The sequence below is a fragment of the Enterococcus sp. FSL R5-0957 genome (assembly GCF_038008005.1).
GTDB lineage: Bacteria > Bacillota > Bacilli > Lactobacillales > Enterococcaceae > Enterococcus_B > Enterococcus_B faecium.
In genome coordinates, this window is sequence record NZ_JBBOYG010000001.1 from 669,479 (window position 1) to 691,539 (window position 22,061).

The 22,061-nt window shown below is 37.5% G+C and carries 18 protein-coding genes and 3 pseudogenes; 12 read left to right on the plus strand and 9 right to left on the minus strand.

The genetic code is table 11. From position 1 onward, the window contains the following. Nucleotides 1-26: 26 nt before the first annotated feature. Nucleotides 27-1,453: pseudogene (locus MKX69_RS03185) on the plus strand (IS3 family transposase). Nucleotides 1,454-1,818: 365 nt separating this feature from the next. On the opposite strand, the gene MKX69_RS03190 reads toward MKX69_RS03185, so the two are convergent. Both MKX69_RS03190 and MKX69_RS03195 read right to left on the minus strand, forming a co-directional pair. After that, nucleotides 1,819-2,352 carry a 3'-5' exonuclease gene (locus tag MKX69_RS03190; protein WP_131774575.1) on the minus strand — a complete coding sequence of 178 codons (534 nt, stop codon included), beginning with the start codon at nt 2,350-2,352 and terminating at the stop codon, nt 1,819-1,821. A gap of 496 nt (nt 2,353-2,848) precedes the next feature. After that, a complete protein-coding gene (locus tag MKX69_RS03195) occupies nt 2,849-3,601 on the minus strand; it encodes an exodeoxyribonuclease III (RefSeq protein WP_202765440.1) in 753 nt (250 codons plus the stop codon). A 112-nt stretch (nt 3,602-3,713) separates the two neighbouring features. On the opposite strand from MKX69_RS03195, the gene MKX69_RS03200 reads away from it, so the two are divergent. The 8 genes and pseudogenes from MKX69_RS03200 (at nt 3,714) to MKX69_RS03235 (ending at nt 12,543) form a co-directional block, all read left to right on the plus strand. Further along, nucleotides 3,714-4,634, plus strand: a complete 921-nt coding sequence (locus tag MKX69_RS03200) for a Gfo/Idh/MocA family protein (RefSeq protein WP_341008761.1) — start codon at nt 3,714-3,716, stop codon at nt 4,632-4,634. 72 nt (nt 4,635-4,706) lie between these two features. After that, a complete protein-coding gene (murB, locus tag MKX69_RS03205; protein ID WP_002317944.1) occupies nt 4,707-5,642 on the plus strand; it encodes a UDP-N-acetylmuramate dehydrogenase in 936 nt (311 codons plus the stop codon). 297 nt (nt 5,643-5,939) lie between these two features. Continuing rightward, nucleotides 5,940-7,418, plus strand: a complete 1,479-nt coding sequence (locus MKX69_RS03210) for a helix-turn-helix domain-containing protein (protein WP_002287057.1) — start codon at nt 5,940-5,942, stop codon at nt 7,416-7,418. A 249-nt stretch (nt 7,419-7,667) separates the two neighbouring features. Further along, nucleotides 7,668-8,627 carry an IS30-like element IS6770 family transposase gene (locus tag MKX69_RS03215; RefSeq protein WP_002293280.1) on the plus strand — a complete coding sequence of 320 codons (960 nt, stop codon included), beginning with the start codon at nt 7,668-7,670 and terminating at the stop codon, nt 8,625-8,627. A gap of 136 nt (nt 8,628-8,763) precedes the next feature. Beyond that, nucleotides 8,764-10,323: pseudogene (locus tag MKX69_RS03220) on the plus strand (bacterial Ig-like domain-containing protein); the annotation flags it as partial. A 94-nt stretch (nt 10,324-10,417) separates the two neighbouring features. Beyond that, nucleotides 10,418-11,377 carry an IS30 family transposase gene (locus MKX69_RS03225; RefSeq protein ID WP_000222573.1) on the plus strand — a complete coding sequence of 320 codons (960 nt, stop codon included), beginning with the start codon at nt 10,418-10,420 and terminating at the stop codon, nt 11,375-11,377. A gap of 11 nt (nt 11,378-11,388) precedes the next feature. Beyond that, nucleotides 11,389-11,891, plus strand: a pseudogene (locus MKX69_RS03230) (bacterial Ig-like domain-containing protein); the annotation flags it as partial. An 82-nt stretch (nt 11,892-11,973) separates the two neighbouring features. Then, a complete protein-coding gene (locus MKX69_RS03235) occupies nt 11,974-12,543 on the plus strand; it encodes a GNAT family N-acetyltransferase (RefSeq protein WP_002287055.1) in 570 nt (189 codons plus the stop codon). A gap of 174 nt (nt 12,544-12,717) precedes the next feature. Here MKX69_RS03235 and MKX69_RS03240 read toward each other — a convergent pair whose 3' ends face one another. After that, nucleotides 12,718-13,524, minus strand: coding sequence for a hypothetical protein (locus tag MKX69_RS03240; protein ID WP_002287053.1), 807 nt, complete (start codon nt 13,522-13,524; stop codon nt 12,718-12,720). 137 nt (nt 13,525-13,661) lie between these two features. On the opposite strand from MKX69_RS03240, the gene MKX69_RS03245 reads away from it, so the two are divergent. Beyond that, nucleotides 13,662-15,176, plus strand: coding sequence for a flavocytochrome c (locus MKX69_RS03245; protein ID WP_002287050.1), 1,515 nt, complete (start codon nt 13,662-13,664; stop codon nt 15,174-15,176). A 335-nt stretch (nt 15,177-15,511) separates the two neighbouring features. Here the strand turns inward: MKX69_RS03245 and MKX69_RS03250 are convergent, their stop codons facing one another. From MKX69_RS03250 to MKX69_RS03275, 6 genes are all read right to left on the minus strand, one after another. Next, nucleotides 15,512-16,495: an NAD(P)H-quinone oxidoreductase gene (locus MKX69_RS03250; protein WP_002287048.1), complete on the minus strand. Its 984-nt coding sequence runs from the start codon at nt 16,493-16,495 to the stop codon at nt 15,512-15,514. A gap of 4 nt (nt 16,496-16,499) precedes the next feature. After that, nucleotides 16,500-17,147 carry an NAD(P)-binding oxidoreductase gene (locus tag MKX69_RS03255; protein ID WP_002319004.1) on the minus strand — a complete coding sequence of 216 codons (648 nt, stop codon included), beginning with the start codon at nt 17,145-17,147 and terminating at the stop codon, nt 16,500-16,502. A gap of 84 nt (nt 17,148-17,231) precedes the next feature. Continuing rightward, on the minus strand, nt 17,232-17,864 hold the full coding sequence (locus MKX69_RS03260) for an ECF transporter S component (RefSeq protein WP_010724383.1): 633 nt from the start codon (nt 17,862-17,864) through the stop codon (nt 17,232-17,234). A 15-nt stretch (nt 17,865-17,879) separates the two neighbouring features. Continuing rightward, a complete protein-coding gene (coaC, locus tag MKX69_RS03265; RefSeq protein ID WP_002287045.1) occupies nt 17,880-18,431 on the minus strand; it encodes a phosphopantothenoylcysteine decarboxylase in 552 nt (183 codons plus the stop codon). After that, nucleotides 18,428-19,165 (minus strand): phosphopantothenate--cysteine ligase, encoded by a 738-nt coding sequence (locus MKX69_RS03270; protein ID WP_010724382.1) that lies wholly within the window; start codon nt 19,163-19,165, stop codon nt 18,428-18,430. Before MKX69_RS03270 ends, coaC begins: the two co-directional genes overlap by 4 nt. Continuing rightward, nucleotides 19,162-20,151, minus strand: a complete 990-nt coding sequence (locus MKX69_RS03275) for an oxidoreductase (protein ID WP_341008768.1) — start codon at nt 20,149-20,151, stop codon at nt 19,162-19,164. The genes MKX69_RS03270 and MKX69_RS03275 overlap by 4 nt, the downstream gene beginning before the upstream one ends. A 257-nt stretch (nt 20,152-20,408) precedes the next feature. Between MKX69_RS03275 and MKX69_RS03280 the strand changes: the two genes are divergently transcribed. Together MKX69_RS03280 and MKX69_RS03285 are read left to right on the plus strand one after the other, a co-directional pair. After that, a complete protein-coding gene (locus MKX69_RS03280) occupies nt 20,409-20,951 on the plus strand; it encodes a helix-turn-helix domain-containing protein (protein ID WP_002287040.1) in 543 nt (180 codons plus the stop codon). 16 nt (nt 20,952-20,967) lie between these two features. Beyond that, complete coding sequence (locus MKX69_RS03285; protein WP_002287039.1) at nt 20,968-22,053, plus strand: ABC transporter ATP-binding protein; 1,086 nt, start codon at nt 20,968-20,970, stop codon at nt 22,051-22,053. The last annotated feature ends 8 nt before the right edge of the window (nt 22,054-22,061 follow it).

A 22,061-nucleotide genomic window follows, 5' to 3' on the forward strand; every position in this document is an offset into this window, starting at 1 on the left:
CTAACTTTTGGAGGTCGGTATTTTTTATGGCTAAGTATACTTTTGAACTTAAATTAAAGATCGTTCATGATTATTTGGATGGCAAAGGCGGAAGTGATTATCTGGCAAAGAAGTATTCCATTAAGGCTCCATCACAAGTGAAGCGCTGGATCAATGCCTATCAAGAATTTGGTGAAGAGGGTCTAGTAAGAAAGCGACAAAAGAAAAAATATTCTGTTCAATTTAAGCTGGATGCGATAGAGTTATATCTAACAAGTGAGCTGTCCTATCGTGAAGTTGCCAACACACTTAACATGAACAACCCTAATTTGATCGCTAGTTGGATGCATCAATTCCGTGAGGGTGGGATCGATGGACTCTCAAAAACGAAAGGATGTCCACCTATCTTGTCTAAGAAAAATGAACCCAAAAATAAGAAAAAATCTACAACTAAAGCAACGTCTGAAGAACGTGAACGCATCGAGGAGTTGGAGAAACGAGTCCGTTCCCTTCAAATTGAAAATGCCTTTTTAAAAGAATTGAGGAAGCTGCGAAAACAGGAAGCCCAACAACGACGAATGAAGCAATCGCACGAATCATCGCAAGCCTCCGAGGACCGTTTAAATTAGTTGAGCTTCTAGAAACTTTAAAGTTCCCTAAGGCAACCTTTATGTACTGGCAAAAACGATTGGACCGTAAAAATCCAGATCAAGAGATTGAAGCGGAAATGCTTAAAATTCGGGAGAAGCACAAGGATTATGGCTGTTTACGGATGACCAATGAACTAAGAAACCGCGGTTTCTCTATCAATAAAAAGAAAGTTCAGCGCCTGATCAAGAAGCTAGGAATAAAAGTAACGACATACACACGTAAATCGCGGCGCTACAATTCTTATCGAGGACAAGTCGGAGCAGTAGCCAAAAATCGGATCCATCGTCGTTTCTACACCAGTATCTGCCATCAGAAAATCACGACGGATACAACTGAATTTAAATACCATGAAGTGGATGCCAAAGGCATTATCCGTCAAAAGAAATTGTATCTAGATCCTTTTATGGATATGTTCAATAGTGAGATTTTATCCTATCGTATCTCTGAAAAGCCCAATGCATTAGCGGTAATGGAAGGTTTGGAGGAAGCTATCCAGACCACTAACGATTGTCCCTATCGTCGTACGTTTCACTCAGATCAAGGTTGGGCGTATCAAATGAAAGCTTATAGAAACAAATTGAAGGAGTACAAAATCTTTCAAAGCATGTCTCGGAAAGGGAACTGCTTAGATAATTCACTTATGGAGAATTTTTTTGGCTTATTAAAACAAGAGATTTTTCACGGGAAAGTTTATAACTGTTTCGAGGAATTAAAATCAGCCATCGATAGCTATATCTATTACTACAATAATGAACGGATAAAACAGAAATTAAACTGGCAAAGTCCCGTCCAATTTCGTAAAACAACCGCAACGGTTGTGTAAAAATATCATTTTAGAGCATGAAAAAAGGAGTGGATTTCTCCACTCCAAAAAAGTCTAACTTTTGGGGGTCACTACAGTGTCACAGTCCCTTTTTCTGAATAAACGGTGTTCAAAAGCTTGCATCTGCGGTAATAAGTCCAACCAAATGAAAAATATCAGAAGCTATTTTTGTTTGGCTGTTCTTATTACTTGATGCAGAACAGCTTTTTCACAACCTCTTCCTTATACGGTGTTCTCCTGCCAGCTCCTCGGTCACCAGTCACAATATTTAATAAACATGAGGAGCTATTTTTTGAAATTGCTCCTTGTGACTCGGAGTGAAACGGCAGACTCACGACCTCTTTGTGTGTTTCATAAGTATTCTTTTACTTTATAGTCACAAGTTTTTTCAATGGATCTGTCCCGAATTTTTTTTCTTGATAAAGCAGGATTTCCGCACATGCACGACTATCTTCCAATGCATCATGGTGATGATCTAATTGGATGTTCAAATTTTCGCACACAGTGTTCAATCGATGATTTGGAAATTCAGGAAACAAGCGACGGCTACTTTTCACTGTACATAAAGAAAGATAATTAGGATGTTCAAGATGATAATAATCTAAGCATCCCGCTAAGACCTTTGTATCAAAAGCAGCATTATGTGCAACGACTAAACGATTTTTTTGAAAATATGGTTGGATAGTTTGCCAGACTTCTGGGAATTTCGGCGCATTGCGTACGTCTTCTTGATGGATTCCGTGAATTTGGACATTTCGCCAGAAAAAAGGAGTCTCAGGCTGTATCAATGTATAGAATTCATCAACGATCTGGCTGTTTTTTACCATGACTAGCGCAAGAGAACAAGCACTATAAGGCTGATGATTGGCAGTTTCAAAATCCATGGCAACAAAATTCATTTCTGTAAAACCTCCTTGGGAAATTACTGTAACATACTTTTGAAAAAAGCAAATAAATTTAACAAAAAACATAGAATTTTTTATGTAATATTTGTTGAAAAAAGCTAGTTTTTGAACTTATTCCTTGTGATTTGGAGTTAGATAGGGATCATGACTTCTCGGTATTAAGTCAAATTTATGCAAAAATGTGGAAAGCCATTTTCACAAAGTTTTTTTTAATACTCGAGACTAAACGACTTTTTCACAACCTCTCCACTAAACGGTGTTCAATCAGCTGACTCTCGGTATTAGCTCAAAAAATGGCAAAATATGAGGAACTATTTTTCCATTTGTTTCTCTAATACTCAGGTCAGAACGCTGATTTTACGACCTCTCCACTAAACGGTGTTCAATCAGCTGGCCCTCGGTATTAGCTCAAAAAATGGCAAAATATGAGGAACTATTTTTCCATTTGTTTCTCTAATACTCAGGTCAGAACGCTGATTTCACAACCTCTTTATTTCAAATCTAATTCTACTGGACAATGATCACTGCCCATAATGTCCGTATGGATCTTTGCATCAGCTAGTCTTGGCTCTAAATCTTTGCTCGTCAAAAAGTAATCGATCCGCCAACCAGCATTGTTTTTTCTTGAATTGAATCGGTAGTTCCACCAAGAGTAGACACCTTCCTGGGTTGGATAAAAATAACGGAATGTATCGATAAACCCGTTATCCAACAGTCGAGAAAGAGCCGCTCTTTCTTCTTGAGTGAATCCAGCATTTTTTTGATTCGTTTTCCAGTTTTTCAAATCAATCTTTTGATGAGCGACATTTAGATCCCCACACACGATGACTGGTTTTTGTTTTTTTAGATTTTCCAAATAATTATAAAAGGCTTCTTCCCATTCTAATCGGTAATCTAAACGTTTTAATTCGCTTTGAGAATTTGGCGTGTAACAGGTTACAAGAAAGAAATCGGAATATTCCAAAGTAATCAGACGGCCTTCTGTATCATGGATATCGATACCCATTCCGTAAGTGGCATTCAATGCTGGTTTTTTAGCAAAAATCGCTGTGCCGGAATAGCCTTTTCGTTCCGCGTAATTCCAATATTGATAATAACCTGGAAGATCTAAATCAATTTGTCCTGCTTGGAGTTTCGTTTCCTGCAGACAGAAAAAATCGGCGTCTAACTCATGAAAAACTTCTAAAAAATTTTTATTTACGATGGCACGAAGCCCGTTTACGTTCCAAGAGATAAATTTCAATAAAAGCACACTCCTTCGAATTAATTTCCTTACCTTTGCGATACTATTGTACCTCATTTTAGTAAAAAATGGTGTAAGATGAAAGTAACTAAATGATCCAGGAGGAAAGTCGATGAAGATTGGTGTAATCGGTGTAGGGGATATCGCAGAAAAAGCATATTTACCAACTTATGCGAAAAAACAAGGAACACTTGATTTTTATTTTGCAACAAGAAATAAAGAAACAAAAGAAAGAATTCAAAAAGAGTACGGGTTCCAACATCTATATGAAACGATCGATGAGCTTTTAGAAGAAAAAATCGAAGCATGTATGATCCACGCAGCAACAAAAGTACATTATGAATTAGCCAAAAAATGTCTAGAAAATGGTATCCATGTTTATATTGACAAACCACTGAGTGTCCATCTAAATGAAGTTCGTGAATTGCAAGAATTAGCTGATAAGAACCAAAAAATTTTGATGATCGGTTTCAACCGGCGCTTTGCTCCTATGGTAGAAGAAGTGAAACGTATCCCAGATAAGCGGTTGATCCACCTGCAAAAAAATCGAATAGCGGCAAAAGGAACGACAGAGTTCGTCCTTTATGATTTGTTTTTACATCTTATTGATACAGCTGTGTATTTATTAGATGAACCCATTTTGAGAACAAAATACCAGATAAGAGAAACAAAGGAATTTTTGGAATATGCCATTTTACAATTAGAAACACAAAATCAAACGGCTATTTTAACGATGGATTTAGCAAGTGGCGCTAATATAGAAAAATATCAAGTAACAAGTAAAAATGGTACTTATGAAGTAAACGATCTGACCCAGCTTGTCATTCAAGATGCTGATGGAAAAAAAGTGAAAGAATTTGGCGACTGGACAAACACGCTAGTCAAACGCGGGTTTGAGCCAATGGTAGAGGCCTTCTTTTCTCAGATCCGTTTAGGTAAATCGGAAACAGAAATGCTTAAACAAAAAGAAGTTGTAAGAAGTCATGAATTATGTGAGGAAGTGCTTAAAGATCACTACCGTCATCAACTTTGAACAAGACTGGCAAGATTGTATTAAGCGTGATAGAATAATGAGGACGTTTGAGAAAAGAAAGGAAAATCCTCAGTGAATAAAGAAGAAATAGTTGAAAGCTTAGCCACGATTACTTTATTGTTTGATGAACCATTGATGAACTATACGTTTACGAAAACAGGCGGACCAGCTGATGTCCTTGCATTCCCGAAAAAGCAAGAAGAAGTAAAGCAAATCATCGATTATTGCCGAATCCATGATATACCTTGGATGGTATTAGGAAATGCAAGCAATCTGATCGTTCAAGATGGCGGGATTCGCGGTGTAGTCATCATGCTGACTGAAATGAAACAGATTCATGTCAAAGGAACGATGGTCATTGCGGAAGCAGGTGCCTCACTGATTGATACGACTTATGCAGCTTTGGCAGAATCATTGACTGGATTTGAATTTGCTTGCGGCATCCCGGGAAGTGTCGGTGGAGCGGTTTATATGAATGCAGGTGCGTATGGCGGAGAGATCAAAGATGTTTTTGCTGAAGTGGATCTTTTGCTTGAAGATGGAACATTGAAAACTTTGACAAAAGACGAAATGGTATTTTCTTATCGTCACAGTAAAGTCCAAGAATTACGTGCTATCGTATTGGAAGCTCGATTCAGTTTGCAAACAGGGGATTATGAAGCAATCAAAGCAAGAATGGATGAGTTGACCGAATTGCGTCAATCAAAACAGCCATTAGAATACCCTTCATGCGGAAGTGTCTTTAAGCGCCCAGTAGGACACTATACAGGTCAGCTGATCCAACAAGCAGGATTGCAAGGCCTGAAATGGGGCGGTGCACAAGTCTCTGAAAAACATGCTGGATTCATCGTCAATATCGATCATGCGACAGCGACAGATTATATTGAATTGATTGCGCACATCCAAGAAGTAATCAAAGAAAAATTTGATGTGTCTTTAGAAACAGAAGTGCGGATCATTGGAGAAAAACAAGCAATATCAGAAACAAGCAGAAGTTTAGCCAATTAATAAGTAATGGAACTTAAAATAAGTAAAAGAGCAGGACGGTGGCCGCCCTGCTCTTTTTTGTGGTTGTTTACGCAAATGGCGCAAATCTTGTACAGTTTAACACAATAAAACAAAAAATATAGAATATTTCCTCATAAATTTTTCCATTTTTTGCAATATTCTCAAAAAAAAGATAAAAAATGAGAATAACTGATGAAAAAACAAGCATAATCCATCATAAAATCAGTATAGGTGAAAAGATGAACTTTCATCTGCATATCAAGTAATTGGTATGAGGCATTTTTTGAGGTGTAGGATATGAAGTTGGATTACCTTATAGAAGAGGAAGATAGAGAAAAACTGCTGCTAGCTAGATATTTAGAATTTGAGAAAAAGAATTATGTAGTGCTGCCTAAGTTATATGAAACATTAGGTTTGTCTAAATTTAAAACAAGAAATTATATCATAGAATTAAATAAAGAATTTACTGAATTCAAAACAAAGCCAGAGATCCAAATTTCAGAAGAAGCAGAGATCCATGTCGAACGTCTGAATTTGACGGATATCAAAAATTTAAGAAGAATCTACTTTCAACGATCAAAAATTGCTCGACTGTTAACGGAGATCGTGGATTCAAAAGTAACGATCGAAAAATTTGCAGAGAATCATTTTTTAAGCATATCAAGAGCCTATGTAAAAAGAAGAGAATTAGTCTCTTTTCTTGAACAGCATCAAATAAAGTTAAAGAAAAACATATTAGTTGGGGAAGAAATAAACATACGGAACGTATTATTTGGGGTATATTTCGGGGTCTTTAATGGTTTTTCTATGCCATTTAGAGAAAGCGTCATGAATGAAGCAAAGAGTATCGTGCAATATTTTGAATATCTGTTCAATTTAAAACTGTCTGCAACAAAACGAATCAAATTCAATTTGCTAACCACTATTAGTTTGTTGAGGGCCTATGGGAATCAACCAATCGGAAAACGTTTCTTTTCAGATGAATACTTTAAGAGCTCAGAAGGAATGAAGATCATCAAGGATTTATCACATATTTCTTTTCTTCATATCCCTAAAGAGCAGATCATTGATGAGATTTCTTATATCATGTTGTTTTTGATCACGGAAGAAGAATTTGAATTAGATGGCGCATTTGGACTTGCGGAAGCTCATTTTCATGATATCCACATGATTAGTCAAAAAATGTCAGTGGAATTGATTGATCAATTACCATTTTCGATTGAAATCTCTGAAGAAGAAAGACTATATATACGAAAAGAACTTCGTATGGGTATGATGCATGTCAATCGAAAAAATTGGATATTCGACTTTGAGATGACTAGCTTTACGTCTAAAAAGCAGCTACAGTTTTTCTTCGAGACGTATCCAATATTCAGTACAGCAATCCAAAAGGTCATACAAGAGAATAAACGCTATTTCTTGGGAAAAGATGAACGTTTCATGATTCGCTTATTTTATGATTATCTCTTTTTATTGGTCGGTATTTGTCCGGTATCATATTTTGAAGCACCGATTCATGTCTGTATTGATTTTTCGCAAGGATCTGCTTATACCGATTACATTATTTCTCAAGTGAAAGGATTTAAAAATTACAATATTGTGATTGAGAGTCGAATCACTTCTCGTACGAATATTTATTTATCTGATTGTTTACTTGAAAAATTTAATAAAGAACAGATAATTTGGAAAAATCCACCGACTCCAGATGACTGGGAATATTTTGGAAATACCATCATCAGAGAAAAAAATAGACATTTAACTGAAAAAATCAGCTAGTATTTATGGATGGCAGCTTTGTCTCACATATTTATTAGCTGATTTATGTTTTTTTCAAAGAAAAGGTAACTAGATATAACTAGATATAACTAGATATATTACTTAACAAAATTAAAAAGTACATAAGTTATTATTCCGATTTTCTTGAAACAACGCGAATTGTAAAATTAAGTTAGAAAAATAAAAAGGCATTTATGGTACACTCAAATTGTATTTCCGACGAAAGAAAACAAAGGAGTGTAACCATAAATGACCTACAAACATCTTACCATAGACGAACTGACAATGATAGAATCATATTATCTTCAACATAATAAGCCGGTTGAAATCGCTAACCGAATGGGACGTGCTATACAAACTATTTATAATGTAGTCAATAAGTTCAAGCAAGGTAAGACTGCTCTTGATTATTGGCACCAGTATAAAGAAAATAAGAAAAAATGTGGTAGAAAAGTCATTCAATTACCTGCTCATGAAGTAGATTACATTAAAGAGAAAGTCACTCTTGGTTGGACGCCTGACGTCATTATCGGGCGAAAAGAAAGACCTGTTTCATGCGGTATGAGAACCCTTTATCGTTTATTTTCTAAAGGAATATTTGATATTGACACACTACCGATGAAAGGTAAAAGAAAACCCAATGGCCATCAGGAAAAACGGGGAAAACAACAGTATCAGCGCTCAATCCATGATCGACCTGATAATTATCCTGATTTCAATTCTGAGTTTGGTCACCTTGAAGGTGATACGATCGTTGGCATTCATCATAAAAGTGCCGTCATTACTTTAGTTGAAAGATTATCTAAAGTCATTATCACGATTAAACCCAACGGCCGTAAGGCATTAGATATTGAAACTGCCCTTAATCAATGGTTTTCTCGCTTCCCTAAAAACTTCTTTAAATCTATTACGTTTGACTGTGGAAAAGAATTTTCTAACTGGAAAGCCATTAGTAACCAACATGATATTGATATATATTTTGCGGACCCTGGAACACCTTCTCAACGCCCATTAAACGAGAATTCTAACGGGATTCTGCGTCGTAATGGACTGCCGAAATCAATGGATTTTAGAGAAGTGAATCAGACATTTATTTCCAGTGTCAGCAATCAACGTAATCATATTCCAAGAAAATCATTGAATTACAGAACACCAATCGAAATATTTTTGAGCTATGTACAAGAAGCATTTTATTCTAGCTTAATTTGACAAATCATACAATAAAAAATCAAAAAAAAATACTCTCCTAATAGTCCATCTTCTTTTGATTTTATTTATATAATGAAATCATCTTATGAAAATTACTACTTCATGTTTAGACAAGAGTAGGGAGGACTAAGAATAAATGTGTTCAAAAAGACGTTCAAAACAACTAAATAAACACGCTTGTCGTTTAGATAAGGAACGGTCGTGTTCTGAAAAACACTACGTTAAGTTTATGATGCGCACGATGCTGATCAGTTTATCTGTAGGTGTCTATATGCATGTACCCGTTCAGGCAACGACACAAACCATCAAGGTCGTACGTACCTCTGCTTCTGAGACCACTGATTCCCCTATCACTATTACTCATACTTTCACTGATGCAAATGGAAAACAGCTACTTCCTGCATTGACTTCCTATAATAAAGTCAGTTATCCTCCAACGATAAACCACTACTGGTTAATTCCTAACAAAACATTATGGACATCGGAAACCGGAAGCAGTGTGCCGCTTTCTATCTTTTCCGATATGACTGATCCTACAAAAGGTGATCAGTTAAAACAGATCACTGATATTTTGAATCATGCTTTGACAGATATAAAGGACGGTGGAAGCGCACAAGTTTCTTATGTATATGAAAAAGATTATTCACAGTTTGAAGGAAAGAAAATCGATGTTCTGGCAGGGACAAAAGTTTCGATATCTGATCTGGTAGAAAGGCTGAAGAACGCAGATGGAACACAAGGAGATATGTCCAAAGTAATTTCAAACAATGGGAATATCGTGGATACGACTAATACAGGAACATCTACTATTTCCTTGTCCTATTTTGATCCAATTGCTTTAAAAACAATGACTGCATCTGCTGTGATCCATGTTCGTGCTGATCAAACAGCTATCAAAGGAAAAGATCTTCACTTAAGAACAGGAGAGAGTTACGCCCCTAAAGATCTTGTTGAATATGTAACAAAAAGCGATGGAACTTCAGGAAATAAAGAAGAAATCAAAATGAACGGGACAGTAGATACTACAACTCCGGGAGAATATCCCGTTGTATTAACTTATATAGACTCGAAAACATCAAATGTGGCAGAAACAACAGCTGTAGTTTATGTAGAAGCATCTGCTGCTTCATCGACTGTCATCACTCATTTTATAGATAGTCAAACAAATAAAGAACTTCGAGCAGAAACACATATGAGTAGTGTAAATCGTATTCCTGATTTGCGCCTACCTGCTGAATTTTCTGATCGAGTGCCAAATATAGATTTATCGACTTATGAACAAAATGGGAAAGTCACTTCTATTTCTGATTGGATGCAAGCAAACGGATTAGACAAAAAAAGTCACTGGTCGGAGATCCTTGAAGTACTTCACTCAGAACTGATGAATAATAGGAAGCAATCAGGAGGGGAAATTACCTTTACTTATGTTTATATACCAGACAATCGTTCATTAGAAGGTCATGATCTTATTGTTCATCCAAACGAAAAAATAAACAAAGAAGAGTTGATCCAATCAGCAACAAATTCCTTAGGTAAACCCGTACCGTTAAAGGATGTATCGGTTACAATCAACGGAGAACCATTGGAGGATGGTTATTTGACCAAACAGACAGGTGATTTTACGATTATGTATAGTTATCATGACCCGTATTCACTCCAAGAACGCAACACTCAGTCGCTTTTACACGTTTTACCATCGCCGATTGTAAAATTAAGCTAGACAACTAAAAAAGTCATTTGTGCTACACTCAAAATAGTTCCGTCCAAAGAATTATAAGGAGTGAGTACAAATGACCTATACCCATCTTACAACGGATGAACTTGTAATGATAGAGTCTTATTTCAAAATAAATCAATCTGTTGCGAAAACTGCGCATTGCTTGAATCGTTCAAGACAAACGATCCATAAAGTATACCTGTTCTTCAAGCAAGGAAAATCAGCCTTAGAGTACTATCAACAGTATAAGAAAAACAAATCAAACTGTGGTAGACGCCCGCTTGTTTTACCTGAGGAACAATCAGAATATATTCAAAGAAAGGTTGTTCAAGGATGGACACCCGATGTGATTGTTGGTCGTGCAGCGTTTCCTATTCGTTGTTCTGCTCGTACCATTTATCGTATGTTCAAAAAGGGGCTATTTAATCCTTCTGACTTACCGATGAAAGGCAAGCGTAAACCAAATGGACATCAAGAAAGACGTGGAAAACAAGCTTTCCGTCGCTCTATTCATGAACGTGAAAAAGATTATAGCCAATTCTCAAATGAGTTTGGTCACCTTGAAGGTGACACTATCGTAGGTTTGAAACATAAAAGTGCTGTAATTACCTTAGTTGAGCGATTATCAAAAGTTATCATCACATTGAAACCGTGTGGTAGACAAGCGATTGATATTGAAAACAAATTAAATCATTGGTTTGAATCTGTACCGAAAAATCTATTCAAATCCATCACTTTTGATTGTGGAAAGGAATTTTCAAATTGGAAACAGATCAGTAATGCCAATGATATTGCCATTTATTTCGCTGATCCAGGAACGCCGTCTCAAAGAGGCCTAAACGAGAATTCTAACGGATTGTTACGTAGAGATGGTTTATTGAAATCTATGGATTTCAATTCAGTAGATGAATCTTTTATTCAATCTGTCGCATCGAAACGAAATAATATTCCTAGAAAATCACTGAATTATCGAACACCTTTGGAAGTATTTTTGAGTTACGTAAGTATTGATGATTTGTCTAACTTAATTTGACAATTAAGACATTAAAAAAACAGATAAGACAAAAAGAACAAAAAAACAAGAAGAAAGCTTGTCAGAAAAAAAACAACAAATGGCTCATGCAGTTTCTCCAACAGGGAAAGTAAAACAAACAAGAAGCCTAGAGTTAGCAAGAATATCTAGAAAAATCTCAGAATCTAATAAAACGATAAGGCAAGAAGCTCATTTGGCCTCACAAGTTTCTGGATTGGAAAATGAAATTTTAGAGCCTAAAATAAAACAACAATCAGAAAAAGAATTTGTTGCTAAACAGTCGGAAGATCAGAATGAATCAGATGACCACAAGGAAACGAAGAAAAAACGCTTGTCAACTATTGATTCCACCGATGAGCATCTGCAGCCGCAAGTACCACTTCCTAGTCCGGGAACACCCGCACCTGGTGGAGGTATTCCTTCTTCTTCTGCTTTAGGAGATTTCATGCGAGGTATCGCAGGAACATGGGTATACGCTAATCGAAATGAATTTGACGCAGATGACTGGTTCTGATTTATATCTCTATCTGTTATAGTCAAATAAGTAGCTGAGTCATATGTTATTTGGCATAATGGAGACGAGGAGGGATAGAAAAATGTTAGATAAAACGTTACCTTACGCAGAAATCTGGATGACAAGACCACTTCAACAAAATGTTCCAATCACGCCTTTAGCGGAAGGTTTTGAATTTCGATTTTATCAAAAAGAAGATGAATCTGCTTGGGCGGAGATTGAGACTTCCGTTGGGGAATTTCAAACGACAGATGAAGCACTTGAGTATTTTCAACAAAACTTTGCTCCTTATCCTGAAGAACTTGAAAGAAGGATGTTTTTTGTAGAGACAAAAAAAGGAGAAAAAGTAGCAACCTGTACCGCTTGGCGAAAAAAATCAAGAGAGCAAGTGTATCCGGTTTTTCATTGGTTAGCAGTGAAACCAGATTACCAAGGAAAAGGGCTCGCAAAAGCATTGACTGCCAGAGTCTTGCAAGAATTTCCTACCCTCCATACGGACGGACCAATCTATCTTCACACACAGACATGGAGCCATCAGGCGATTGCTCTTTATAAAAAAATGGGTTTTACTTTTATTGCTGAAAATCTAGACGGCACACCTAATCCAGATTATGAAAAAGTTATGCAGGTTTTAAGTAAATTAGATAAATAACGAAATGGTGAAATAAGTCCTCAGTATTGGGATAAAAAACGAAATAGTCATTCCTCATATCTTACTTTTTTGAGTTAATACTATCGGATAACTAATGGCATGCCATACATTCAAAAAAGAAGGGGCAGTGACAAAAGTATTGTCACTGCCCCTTCTCTTGTTTTTTAGCATGTTTTATCGTTTGATTTTTTTAGGAATAAAATTCTTGATGAACGTAAATTTTTGGTAATCGTTTCGACTATAGAGGTAACCAAATACACTGAAAACAACTGCTCCAATAAAATTAACAAATAAATCCTTCATAGTATCCATGATTCCCACGTCTAAGTAACCATTTTGGATGATTGTTTTATCTGTTTTACCATCTGCATTTTGACTTTCAATGATTGTCCGAGTGATATCTGGAACATGATAGACAGTGTTTCCGTCTTTACTTAACTCCACACTATTGATTTGCTGGATGATCGTATCTTTTTGCATATCGAATTGCAGTAATTTATCTGCTGAAAATTCCACAAACTCCCACATAACACCAACTGTCATCGAAAAACAGAAGGAAACAACTGCTAGTAATAAAGGAGTCAAGTTCATGGTTTTTGTATTTTTATTGAGCAAATAAACAAGGGAAAAGCCGACACCCCCAGCTAAGAATCCGCTGAATGCATGTAGAAAAGTATCCCACATTGAAAAATAGCCATAAAAATCACTTAACTCACCTAAAACTGTTGAACTAAAAATAAAAGATAACAAAATGATTTCTAGCATATTTGGAATCTGTATCTTTAATATCTTTTCCAGAAAATAAGGGATTTCAAATAAAATTAGTGTCAGTAATAAAAGCATTGTATTTCCCCAGTGTTGGTTCCAGACCTGATCCACTAGCATAATAACGACGATGATACGTAATAAAATATAGATTCCGTTTGTGATTCTACCTGCAGTTTTTGTACTGTTCGTAAAAAAGGTTTTCAAATGATTCATAAAATAACTCCTTCATGTATATCCTTAATTATACTAAGAAGCGTGTGTTTACCAAAGCTATATGACTTAAAGAAAAACAGAGTTGATATTGTGAAAAAAATCACTTAATATAGTATAAGGAGAAAAGGGGGATACAAATGAAAAAATTAGTTGCTGGTTTATTAACAGCCGTTGCACTTCTTGCTATGAGCGCATGCGGCGCAGATCAGAAAAATACAGCGCAGACAAGTTCTAGTACGAAGGAATCTGCCGAAGTATCATCAGGCGCTTCTGAACAAGTATATACAGATCCAAAAGAAATGAAAGAATCTTATGATGTCGTGATTATTGGAGCTGGTGGTGCAGGGATGGCAGCAGCTATCGAAGCAAAAGATGCTGGGTTGAATCCAGTAATTTTGGAAAAGATGCCTGTTGCCGGAGGAAACACATCTAAATCATCAAGCGGTATGAATGCTTCAGAAACAAAATTTCAAAAAGAAGAAGGAATCAAAGACTCGAATGATGCCTTCTATGAAGAAACGCTAAAAGGTGGTGGAGGAACGAATGATAAAGAAATGCTTCGATACTTTGTCGATCACTCTGCTGATGCGGTCGATTGGCTAGATCAAAACGGTATCAAACTGGACAACTTAACGATCACTGGAGGGATGAGTGAAAAGAGGACACATCGTCCGTCTGATGGCTCGGCTATTGGTGGATACTTAGTGGAGGGGTTATTGAATAACGTCCATGAGCGGGAAATCCCTATTTTTGTCAACGCAGATGTGACAGACATTAAGAAAAATGGGGAAACGGTCAATGAAGTGACTGTACATGTTCAAGGAGAAGAACCAAAAGAGGTCACCGGAAAAGCAATCGTAGTTACCACAGGCGGTTTTGGTGCCAGCAAAGAATTTATTGAAAAATATCGTCCCGATTTAGCTGATTATATTACGACAAATCAAGAAGGATCAACTGGAGATGGTATCACCATGATTGAAAAATTAGGTGGACAAACCGTTGATATGGATAAAATACAAATTCATCCAACTGTGCAGCAGGATGAGGGGGTCTTGATTGGTGAGGTTGTTCGCGGAGAAGGAGCAATCTTGGTCGATCAAGAGGGGAAAAGATTTGTCAATGAAATGGATACAAGGGATAAAGTATCTGCAGCAATTACAGCATTGCCTGAAAAATCAGCTTATTTGATTTTTGACCAAGGCGTGCGTGATCGTGCCACAGCTATTGAATTTTATGACCAAAAAGGATATGTCACAACTGGAAAGACAATGGAAGAATTAGCAGAAAAAATCGATTTACCAAAAGAAACACTAGCAAAAACAGTTGATGGATGGAATACGGATGTTGCGGAGAAAAAAGATGCTCAATTCAACCGTGCCACAGCCATGGAACATGACTTATCGTCTCCGAATTATTATGCGATCAAAATCGCACCAGGAATCCATTACACGATGGGCGGTGTGAAAATCAATACGAACACTGAAGTATTAGATAAAGAAAACCAGCCAATTAGGGGGTTATATGCTGCTGGTGAAGTCACAGGTGGCTTACATGGAAACAACCGGATCGGTGGAAATTCAGTTGCGGAGATCATTATTTTTGGGCGACAAGCGGGCATACAAGCAGCTCGATTTGCTTCGGAAAATGAATGAAATAGAACGTAAATAAAAAGAGGTTGTGAAATCAGCGTTTTGACCTGAGTATTAGAGAAACAAACGGCAAAATAGTTCCTCATATTTTGCCGTTTTTTGAGCTAATACCGAGGGTCAGCTGATTGAACACCGTTTATTCGGAAAAAGAGCGTGGGACAAAAGTAAAGAACACTTTTGTCTCACGCTCTAAACACGTATAAACGACGGAAGCAGAAGAAACTCCTTCGGAAATAAGCTGAAATTCACAAAAATTTGAAAAGCAATTTTCGTGAATTTCTTCTTATTTCTTGGAGTTAAACACTTCTGTCCCAGCCTCTTTTTTGATCAGCATGATTTTATTCAGTTATCTTCAAAATGATTTTTCCGATGTTTTTGTTTGCTTCCATATATTCATGCGCTTGTTTGACTGCGCTGAATTGGAATGTACGGTCAATAATTGGCCGAATCTTGCCATTTTCTAGAAAAGGCCCAGCTTTTTGCATAAAAGTTTGTGCGAGCTCTGCTTTATACTGATCACTTCTAGGTGTCAATAATGTACCAAGCAGTTGGACACGTTTCCCAATCAATACACCAAGGTCTATCTCAGGCACGATGGTCCCACCTAGCATACCAATCAAGACCCAACGTCCATCAACGGCTATAGAAGCTAAATTCTTTTCCCAGTAAGAAGCGCCGATGAAATCCAAAATAACATCGACTCCCCGACCTTCAGTGATTTTTCGTACCTCTTCTTGAAAGTCTTGTTTTTTATAGTTGATCAATTCATCTGCACCAAGTTCTTTACAAAAGGCGAGTTTTTCTTCTGATCCTGCAGTAACGATGATTTTCGCGTGAGAAAGCTGTCTAGCTAATTGGATCGCTGCTGTTCCCACACCACTTGCTCCTGCATGGATCAAGACAGTTTCGCCTTCTTGTAATTTTCCAAGCCAGTAAAGTGTTTGATAAGCAGTCAAAAAAACTTCTGAGATTCCAGCAGCAGAAACATAGTCTAGCGTATCAGGGAGAAGGATTGCACGATCGGCAGGCATCACAGCATATTCGGCATAACCACCTAGATTGACTAATCCGTATACTTTTGTCCCAGGAGTAAAAGTGGAGATATCACTTTTATTCTCAACTACCTCTCCAGCTACTTCGACTCCCAAAATAGGGTAGGGAGGTTTCAAAGAGACTGATTCTCTTTTCATAATATCTGTTCGATTGACAGCTGCTGTATGGACTTTGATCAGTAATTCGCCTTGTTTTGGTTTAGGAACAGGCACTTCAATTTGTTCTAATACATCTACAGAACCAGGATGCTTGATTGAAATGGCACGCATGGATCTATTCCTCCTTTGCCCATTCTTGGAATGCTGCATCCAACTCTTTGCTACCTTCGGAAAGTACAAGAGTAGTACGGGAAATATCCGTTTCTTCCACTAGAGCGGCAAGTACAGCAGCAACTGTAGAGCGAGTGATCGTTTTTGATGCCTTCTCATTAGGCTTAGTTAATTGAATGGAAGTAACTTCTTCATCGTTAGTCAATGTGACTGGTTGAAGAATGACAAAATCTAAGTTAGTTCGTTTCAGCCATTCATCTGCATAATGTTTAGTAATATAATAATCTGTCATGGACTCAGGCCATTTTGCTGGTTCATCTGCATAAACAGCACTGACCATCAGATAGCGAGAGACATGCGCATTTTCAGCTGCGATCACTGTTTTGATTGCGCCATCCAAGTCTACTTGCAGAAGATTCTTTCCTTGAGAGCCGGCAGCAAAAATCAATACATCGATGCCTTTGAATGCTTCGGTCATTTTTTCCACGGACCAAGTTAAATCAAAAGAGACATACGAAACATTCTCTTTTTTTACTAATGTTTGGGAAGCGACATCTCTCACCCCTGCAAAAATTTCATGGGAACTTGGAGCTAAATCTTTTATCAGGTATCGGCCAATTTGTCCGTTTGCACCTACAACAAAAATTTTCATTTGGATCATCCTTTCAACGTCAAATCTTTCCATTCAATAGTAACACCAAAAGAGAAAAAAATCAGAGATCGGCTACGATGACTATCAGTTAGTAAGAGAAGGGTGCTTGAAGTATCTTAACAAGACATTGCATACTGCTGCAGTTGCAAGACCTGCGACGATTCCTTCAGGTAAACCACTTGTAAAAATAACCGCTAGAATAGCTGAATAAACAGCATTTAAATTTGTTCCGATGACTTTGGCATAATCTTGCTGGAATAAAAAGTAGATCATATTCATCACTAAAATCGTATTGGTCAATGAACCGGAAAGTCCAGCTAAGAATAAAGAAACGGAATCTGCTTTTTGTTTCATTAGTTTGCGCAGACCTTTATAAACGAAATAAGGAACCACCCCAATCAAGATACGAGGAATAAACGCGATCAGCAAGGCTTTCCAGCTTCCATGTTCTGTTCCGATGACTGGGATAAACGGAGAAAAGACAAAAGACAAAGGTGTTTGGATAACTGTGCTACGGATCATGCTGATCAGTCCAAATGTACCGCCAAGAAAAGCACCTAGTCTTGGTCCTAAAACGATCGAAGCAATGATTACAGGAATATGCATGGTTGTTGCATTGATTGGACCGATAGGGATAAAACCTAAAGGCGTAACAGCTAATAAAATCAAAATAGCTAAAAACATCGCAGTTAATGTAAAGTTTTTTGTATTTTTCATAAGTACTCCTTTTTTCTAAGCATTTCTTTCATTAAGAGTCAGCATGACCTGTTCGATGATCGTCTGAATATCAGCTAAGGCACCTTTTCCAAAATCTCCACAAGCTAAAAGAGATTCTCTTGGTTCAATTTCCTGATAGCCGACAGATCTCAATGTTTCCAGATTACGCTGAGTGATCGGGTTTTGATACATATTCGTGTTCATGGCAGGGGCAATCAATTTTGGTGTTCCCACTGGAAGCGCCATTGCGACTGTTGAAAGAAGATCGTCTGCAATGCCATTTGCTAGCTTGCCGATAATGTTTGCTGTAGCAGGCGCGATGAGAAACAAGTCAGCTTGTTTTGCTAGTTCGATATGATTGATTACCTGCGGATTTGATTCTTGCATGACGTCTGTATGGACTGCGCGCTTCGACAGAGATTGCAAGGTTAATGGCGTGATAAAATGTGTGCTGCTTTTAGACATAATCACATCTACCTGGGCACCTAATTTGACGAATTGACTTGTAAGATCAGCGCTTTTGTAAGCAGAAATACTTCCAGTAACGCCTAGTAAGATCTTTTTCATTTTGATTCCTCCAGTCTAATTTTCTCAGTAATCAATGCAGCAATCTCAGATTTACTTTGAGCTTCTTCCACTGTTCCATCTTTAGATAAGAGATAGCCGTGGTGTGTCTCGCCATGGATTTCCGTCAAATCATTTGCGAAAATAAAATCAGTTTTGTTATTTATCAGACTATTTTTTGCGACTGCCAGAAGAGATTCCTTTGGTACATCTACTAATAGTTTGAAACCAATGATTTTTGCTTTTGGCTGCCATTCACGTAGATAAGAAATGATTTTTGGTGTTTTCTTCAAAACGAGCACAAGATGCTCGGTGTCAGAAGAGATCTTTGAAACAGTGGTATCTGTCTGTTCATTTTCCGCAAACCAATTGTCCAGTTCTTCTTGCGTTGAAGAAGTGGGTAGGTTTTTTGCCAGCTGTTCTTCTGAAAAACTAAAAGCAGGAGTAAAATCACTGACTGCCATACTGTGGATAATCGCATCGTAGTGTTCTTTTTTCGTTAGTGCTTCTAATTGTAAAAATAAGTCCAGTGCAGATTCGATCGTATAAATCGTTATATTGGAGTGTCTTTTCGGTTTCAGTGCTTGTTTCGTAGTCACGTAATCGATTGTGGTATCCGGATTGGCAGCTAAATAATCAGCTAATGCTTGCCCTAATCGTCCTGTCGAATGATTTGTAATAGTACGTACTTGATCGATTTTTTCAGTCGTTCCTCCAGCAGTGATTAGAATCTTCATTTATGGTCACCTACATTTACCAGTGTTCTTCCTTGGTGTGTTCCAGCAAGTAGTTTAGATGCTGTTTCAGGCAATTGATCCAGAGTAATCTCTTGGACGACCAGTTCATCTGCAATCTGCAAATCCGCCATCTGTTGCCATAAAGAAAGACGTTGATCTATTGGTACATTGACAGAATCAATTCCAATCAACTGGATGTTTCGCAGAATAAAAGGCAAGACAGTCGCGTTTAGTTTGATTCCCCCAGCATTGCCACATAAAGCTACTGCACCGTTATAAGAGATCAATGGAAGAAAACTACTTAGCTGCTCGCCACCTACTGTGTCGATGACATAGTCGATTTGCTGTTTTCCTAAAGCTTTTGTTGTCTCTGGCAGAAATTCATCAGGTCGTACGACTTGAGAAGCACCTAGACTTTTTAGCCATGTGACAGACTCTTCTTTTCTGGAAAAGGCAATGATTGACTGGAATCCTAGTGTATGTAACAGAGCTATCGCTGTACTGCCTACACCGCCAGAAGCACCAGTAACGACAACTTTTTTATCGGAGGTCATACCTTGACGGATTAAAGCGTTCACACATAACATAGCAGTAAAGCCTGCTGTACCAAGGATCATCGCTTGACGCAGCGTCATATTTTTTGGTAGAGGAACTAACCAGTCTCCTGGTACTTTTTGATATTGGCTATAACCGCCTGGATGGGTGACGCCAAGCCCAAAACCAGTAGCAAGTACAAGATCTTCTTTTGAAAAACGTGGATTGTTACTTTGGACGACAGTTCCGGATAAATCAATCCCTGGAGTCATCGGATAGGTTCGTATCACCTGACCAGACTCGCTCATTGCCAATGCATCTTTATAATTGACATCAGAATAGGCAATTTTTACCAAGACTTCATTTTCAGCCAATTCAGTAAATGGCAGATCACTGATTGCTGTATGAAAAACAGGTTCCTTTATTACCTGAAAAGATCGAAAAGCGTTCATTCGTGAGACACTCCTTTTAAAATTTTCTTTTATCATACCATAAAGCCTACTCTTTTATTCTTGTTCTTCCGTAAATTTAGACAAAAATTAGGTGAAAAATAAAGAATCAAACAACTAGAATTTATTCCAAAAGATAAAGAAATATTCAGCAAAAAAAATTTTACAAAGGGTTGCCTTTTTCAATAAATTTCGTATACTAATACGAGTGGTAGTAAACAGGAAGTTTACTATTAGAAAACTTCGATTCGGAGGAAATTATGGAAATTGGTGAGAAGTTAAGAAATTTGCGCATCCAAAAGAATTTGACACAAGAAGAACTAGGCGAACGCACAGATTTGTCAAAAGGGTATATTTCCCAGTTGGAACGAGATTTAAGTTCACCATCAATGGAAACATTCTTTTCTATTCTTGAAGTCTTAGGTGTGACTCCAGAAGAATTTTTTCATCAAGAAGCAGCGAATCTGCAAGTGGTTTATTCAAAAGAAGATCATACGGTTTATTTCGATGAAGAAAACGGGTATGAATTGGAATGGCTCGTGGCTGATTCGAATGAAAAAGAAATGGAACCTGTCTTGCTGACTTTTGAAGGTGCAGGAGAATATAAGACGTTTGAACCTTCATTATCTGAAACGTTTATTTTTGTATTAGAAGGGGAATTAGAGTTAAGCTTAGGAGAGACGGTCTATGTGGCAAAAGCAGGACAGTCGATCTATTATCAAGCGACAAAACAACATCAATTAAGGAATCATCTCAAAAAACGAACAAAAGTATTGATTGTTGCAACGCAATCATATTTGTAATATAGGGGGTAAAAACGTGGGGAAACCAATCATTTCATTTGATCAAGTAGTGAAACGCTATGATGATGAAACAGTATTAAAAAAAGTAAGTTTTGAGATCGAACAAGGAAAATTTTATACACTGCTTGGTCCTTCCGGCTGTGGCAAAACAACGATCCTACGTATTATAGCTGGATTCACCGAAGCTACAGAAGGGGACATCTATTTTGAAGGGAAACGGTTGAATGATTTGCCAGCTAATAAGCGACAAGTAAATACAGTCTTCCAAGATTATGCACTTTTTCCTCATATGAATGTTTTTGATAACGTTGCTTTTGGATTGAAGATCAAGAAAATGTCCAAATCAGATATCGAAAAGAAGGTAAAAGATGCTTTGCGTATGGTCCAGCTTCCTGGATACGAAAAACGGGAGATCAGTGAAATGTCTGGTGGTCAAAGACAGCGTGTAGCGATTGCACGAGCAATCGTGAACGAACCCAAAGTATTGCTACTAGATGAACCGTTATCGGCGCTTGATTTGAAACTACGTACAGATATGCAGTATGAACTGCGGGATCTGCAACAACGATTAGGAATCACGTTTATTTTTGTTACTCATGACCAAGAAGAAGCGTTGGCAATGAGTGATGAGATTTTTGTCATGAATAAAGGGAAAATCGTCCAAAGTGGTACACCCGTAGATATTTATGATGAGCCAATCAATCATTTCGTTGCTGATTTTGTTGGGGAAAGCAATATCGTGGACGGTGTGATGATCGAAGATAATCTAGTTGAGTTTGTTGGTAAGCAATTTGAATGTGTCGATGGCGGGATGCGTCTAAATGAACCAGTTGAAGTTGTTTTACGCCCAGAGGATTTGACGATCACGACACCAGATAAAGGAAAACTAGTCGTAACGGTCGATACTCAGCTGTTTCGTGGTGTCCATTATGAAATCATCTGTTATGATGAACAGCAAAATGAATGGATGGTCCATTCAACGAAAAAAGCTAAAGAAGGAAGCAAAGTAGGATTGGCCTTTGAGCCAGAAGATATCCATGTCATGCGTTTCAACGAGTCTGAAGAAGAATTCGATGCACGTCTTGACAGCTACGAAGAATAGGGGGGACA